Origin of the sequence: Scytonema sp. PCC 10023 (genome assembly GCF_963920835.1) — a bacterium.
Lineage (GTDB): Bacteria > Cyanobacteriota > Cyanobacteriia > Cyanobacteriales > Nostocaceae > Kalymmatonema.
Map to the genome: position 1 here is coordinate 1 of NZ_CAWUDP010000227.1, position 4,253 is coordinate 4,253.

At 41.0% G+C, this 4,253-nt stretch carries 6 protein-coding genes; 2 read left to right on the forward strand and 4 right to left on the reverse strand.

Going from position 1 to position 4,253, the window contains the following annotated elements; translation table 11 throughout:
• Positions 1–142: 142 nt before the first annotated feature.
• From ACM0OZ_RS47965 to ACM0OZ_RS47980, 4 genes are all read right to left on the reverse strand, one after another.
• Complete coding sequence (locus ACM0OZ_RS47965; protein ID WP_414590010.1) at positions 143–703, reverse strand: site-specific integrase; 561 nt, start codon at positions 701–703, stop codon at positions 143–145.
• A 459-nt stretch (positions 704–1,162) separates the two neighbouring features.
• On the reverse strand, positions 1,163–1,333 hold the full coding sequence (locus ACM0OZ_RS47970) for a hypothetical protein (protein ID WP_414590011.1): 171 nt from the start codon (positions 1,331–1,333) through the stop codon (positions 1,163–1,165).
• An 89-nt stretch (positions 1,334–1,422) separates the two neighbouring features.
• A complete protein-coding gene (locus ACM0OZ_RS47975; protein WP_414590012.1) occupies positions 1,423–1,971 on the reverse strand; it encodes a hypothetical protein in 549 nt (182 codons plus the stop codon).
• A gap of 680 nt (positions 1,972–2,651) precedes the next feature.
• The gene (locus ACM0OZ_RS47980; RefSeq protein WP_414590013.1) at positions 2,652–2,951 is read right to left on the reverse strand and encodes a hypothetical protein; all 300 of its coding nucleotides are present in this window, start codon (positions 2,949–2,951) and stop codon (positions 2,652–2,654) included.
• Between the two features lie 172 nt (positions 2,952–3,123).
• Here ACM0OZ_RS47980 and ACM0OZ_RS47985 point away from each other — a divergent pair, with 172 nt between their 5' ends.
• Positions 3,124–3,690, forward strand: coding sequence for an ISAs1 family transposase (locus tag ACM0OZ_RS47985; protein ID WP_414590014.1), 567 nt, complete (start codon positions 3,124–3,126; stop codon positions 3,688–3,690).
• Complete coding sequence (locus ACM0OZ_RS47990; RefSeq protein WP_414590015.1) at positions 3,659–4,225, forward strand: ISAs1 family transposase; 567 nt, start codon at positions 3,659–3,661, stop codon at positions 4,223–4,225. Before ACM0OZ_RS47985 ends, ACM0OZ_RS47990 begins: the two co-directional genes overlap by 32 nt.
• The last annotated feature ends 28 nt before the right edge of the window (positions 4,226–4,253 follow it).

A 4,253-nucleotide genomic window follows, 5' to 3' on the forward strand; every position in this document is an offset into this window, starting at 1 on the left:
CTAAAAGGGTTTCAGGCATATGGCACAAGGTGACAGCTTCTCTAGCTTTACGCCGTTTTGTCACTCTCGGAAAACAATAATCGAAGCCAATTTCTGAAATTTTGATTCAATCAAGGTTTGAGTCTTTATTTTCTAACAGAAACTAAAATTTGTAGACGAAAAGTAGAAAATGAAGCCCCGTAACCCTTTCAGCTATTGCATTCTCCCAAACTGACAAAAGAGGGTTAAGTAAGCTTTTCTGTACTGGCTTTCCTTTGGTGATATGGTGCAGAAAAGATTTGTACGACCGATTACCAGTTAGAAATTGTTGACCGTAGACTCGTAACTCTTTTGTATTTCCTAGTCGATACTGAAAGTCGTAAAAGCTACATACAGCAGAGAGGATTGTGTTAACGGTGCGCTCACTCCGTTTTGCCTCAACAGGTTGAATGAATATTACTTTTGGATCTGCTCTACGTAGCCAATTAATGAAGTCTGCAAGTTTGTCTAGACTTATGTCAACCCAATCAATTGAATAGTCCCTTAAAAATTCCCAATACAGCTTGAGGTGTCCTGCATAGGCTTGAATCGTGTTAGGAGAGCGTTCAAGACTTTCCAGATATTGCAGATAACTTTGGATTGGCTGAATAGGTAAATAGCCATCATCCAGCACTAACCATGACACTCGGTCACTGTCAGGAAAACGAAATTTTTGAACTTTCATCTGGGTCAACGGCGTAATTCTGAGTGTATCTGGGGGAATCCCCAGGTCTCATCAACCTGACCACTATGAACTATGTAGGGGTGTACAAACTTCCTGCTTTTGATTCACCTGACTGGGGGAAGCCTATATTGCTACATTTCTACTTGGAATTGAATATCGTCAAACTTTAGCTACTATATTTACTTTGTATAAACACGCTGATTTAATCTTCTACAAGGTAACTAAAATTAGATAAATTCTGTTGTTGTTTACTATGTTGAATCAATAATTCAACCTATATTTAAGAACTGGTGTCGGAACTTTTCTGACATGATTCTACAACAAAACGGCATTTTCAAGGGACGAAAAGTAAAGTTTAGTAGGTAAGTACCAGATCCAAAAATAAAGTAGGAACTTTGCCTACCAACAAAGTGATTGGGAATAGAAAGCCCACAAGCTAGTCCCAGTAAGGCTTAGAGGCTAATTTGCCGTTTTTGCAGCTTCTCTAGCCTTACGCCATGAACGTGGTACACCAGCCAGAGTAACCGCCTGCCTTTTGAGTAAAGTTTTAAGAGCAGCGATTGCGCTAAGAGCGCAATCGCTGCTCTTAAAACCTAGATATGCGATATGCCCTTGTTTAGTTATCGGCATCCTTGAATAGCCCTACCACCTAATCTGCCAGTTGCATCAACGCTTAAATACATAAAAATCTCTTTTTGTCAAGACTCATCCAGCCAAATTTAGATGCGTTTGCCCTGATTGGGGAGTGAAGTTAGCTTCTCAATGGTCCACTCTTTTTTGCTGAATACAGTCTTTAAGCACTCTGGATAGGGATAGCTTCTAATGGTTTGAATAGGATTTAAGACTTGAACCTTTAGGTAAATTCGGTTATCCTCTATTTCTAAGCCCAGTGGCGTTAAAATCTTTTTGTTACCGTCTTTTTTATGAACTAGTGTATAGGTGTGACCTGGTAGCAAAGGCATTGGTCCTAAGTACTCAGATTTGTGGTGCCCATCCTCCCGCCATCGTAGATATGCATAATATTTGTGCTTGATTTTTTTAAATTCAAAATGTCTGGCTGGTTGCTCATCGAGATCCTCGGGATCTTCTGTTCCATCGAACTGGCAGAGTACCAATGCCTGCTCAGCCTCAATCTTCATGGCTTCAAGCAAGTGGGGGCTTAACGTACCAGCTAACTCTTTAAGCAAAAGTACCTTTTGTTTTGAATTGAGTTGTTTTGCTAGTTTTGCTAGTTGTTTAGGATTGAATGAGTTTTGAGGATCGGACATTAGGGCAGTGGTTTACAGTAGACTTACTCGAAAAATTAGGTCCATACATAGCTTTGGTTATAATTAACATTCTACTTGTTGCTTAATCACTAATGAGGTAACAAAATAGTCTAAAAAGCTTATCTGGCAAATATTTTAGCGATTTCTTAAACCGACTTCATCACTCAGATCAGATCTTGCACCTCTCCGTAGAAGCCTGGGCTTAGTCAAAAGCAGCGCAATAAAGTTACATCACTTTTCTTGGCTTTTATCGGGAAAACAAGGGCTTCAGGCTTCGTACTGAGTATGAAAATAACATAAAATTTTCTTGGTGCAAGATGTCAGTCAGGTCGTTTTTACGTACTTATGCTTCCAATTGACTTTGGCAATATTATCCTTTCAATGCCTCTAATCCTTGCAGGCTATACATTTGACGATAAATGGATTGATAACACATCCGAACGAAAAATTTAGGCTTGAAGTCACGTACCAAGTTAGGCTTTCAGTAAAGTGGGCTTGCGTGCCTTGCATTCCACCAATTTCATCACTTACTCTTGGCGTAGGCGGGGTAGCGTGACCCTTTTACGTGGGAACAGGAAGAAGGAATTTCCTGGAGGAGACGGCTCCTCAGTCATAAAGCGCTGTATGCACCTAACGCACGACTTCATGTCGCGCCCAAACGAAGCATGACCGTTTCCGTATCACTTCGCTTTCCGGTAATCTTTACGTTTAAGAGCATCACCGTCGTAGCGTCCATATTGAATTTTCTCGTGGCACTGACGACAAACCACTAGGGTTTTACGTTTGCGTGCCGACATTTTAACCATCCATTCTGGGCGTTCAGAGCATCCTTTTTGCTTGAGATCTGCTAACTTGCGGATATGGTGGACTTCAATATTGTCCGTTGCCCCGCAAAGAGCACATTTTTGGGCTAGGAGGCGTTGAACCCCACATTCCGCAGGTCTCTCATGTAAGTAGATAATATTTTTGGCAAGGGGCACCAAGAAACTTCAGAATCCATCGTCGTTCATGAGTAAGATTAGCAATGTGTTTAGTGTGGGCGATCGTTACCAAATGAATGGACATAAAAGATTGAAAAACCCACCGCATAGTGGCAGGGCTGTTTCATTTCCTAAAAAGTGTAAAATGACAAGCGTCCTGGGGATGAAAACAATGAGTGCAAATCTGATTGAACAACTGCGGGAAGTTAAAGATTTTCGAGTCAAAGATGGACAAAGACATCAACTGTGGTTGGTATTACTGTTTGTCATTATGGGGACAATGAGCGGGTACGTAGGGTATCGTGCATGGGGAGACTTTGTCAAACGGCATCGTCGTGTATTGATTGAGAAATTTAGAATCGAAAAACATGGTGTTCCATCGTACTCGACTATTCGACGAATACTGATGGGAGTAGATTTTGACAATCTTGCTGCAACGTTTAATCAGTGGGCACAAAACTATGTTCATGTGGATACATCAGAGTGGTTTGGAATTGATGGTAAAAGTATCAAAGGAACTGTGCAAAACTACGAAAGTGAGTATCAAAATTTTGTAAGTATCGTGTCCGTATTTGCTGAAAAAAGAGGGCTTGTCTTAGGTCTGACCAAATTGGAGAACAAGAAAGGTAGTGAAATTAGCACGGTTCAAAATTTAATTGCGGTATTGGATATCGAGGGTGTTGTTTTTAGCGAATATCAGCTCTACATTGCCAAAAAAAACTTGCAAGTTAATTATTGATGGTGGCAATGACTATGCGATCGCCGTCAAAGCAAATCAAAAAAACTTACATCGCCAAATTCGATATAATACGGATAATTCCAAACCAACAAGTCGGTATATCACAGCTGAAAAAACTCGAAACAGGGTTACAACGCGCACTGTAGAAGTTTTTCATGATTTAACTGGTATCAGCCAGGAATGGGCAGGCTTAAAATCATTAATCAAGGTTGAAAGAATAGGTACTCGTGCAGGCAAAGCATACCACCAAGTTGCGTTCTACATTAGTAGCCTAGTAAATTCCGCAGCTGATTTTGCCAAGGGGATTCGTGGGCATTGGGGAATTGAGAATCGTCTTCATTGGGTCAAGGATGTGATTTTTGATGAAGATCATTCAAGTATACGTATGGGTAACGCCCCTGCGAATTTGTCGGTGATGCGAACGATCTGCGCTTCGCAGCAGCGCTTCGCTATCGCCCTCAATATGAATGCGCCGATATGGTTATTCCTCCATCACGTCAGCCCAAAGATTTATAGCTATAGCCAGTCTAATTAGGACGTGGACTATAATAATTGCGATCACT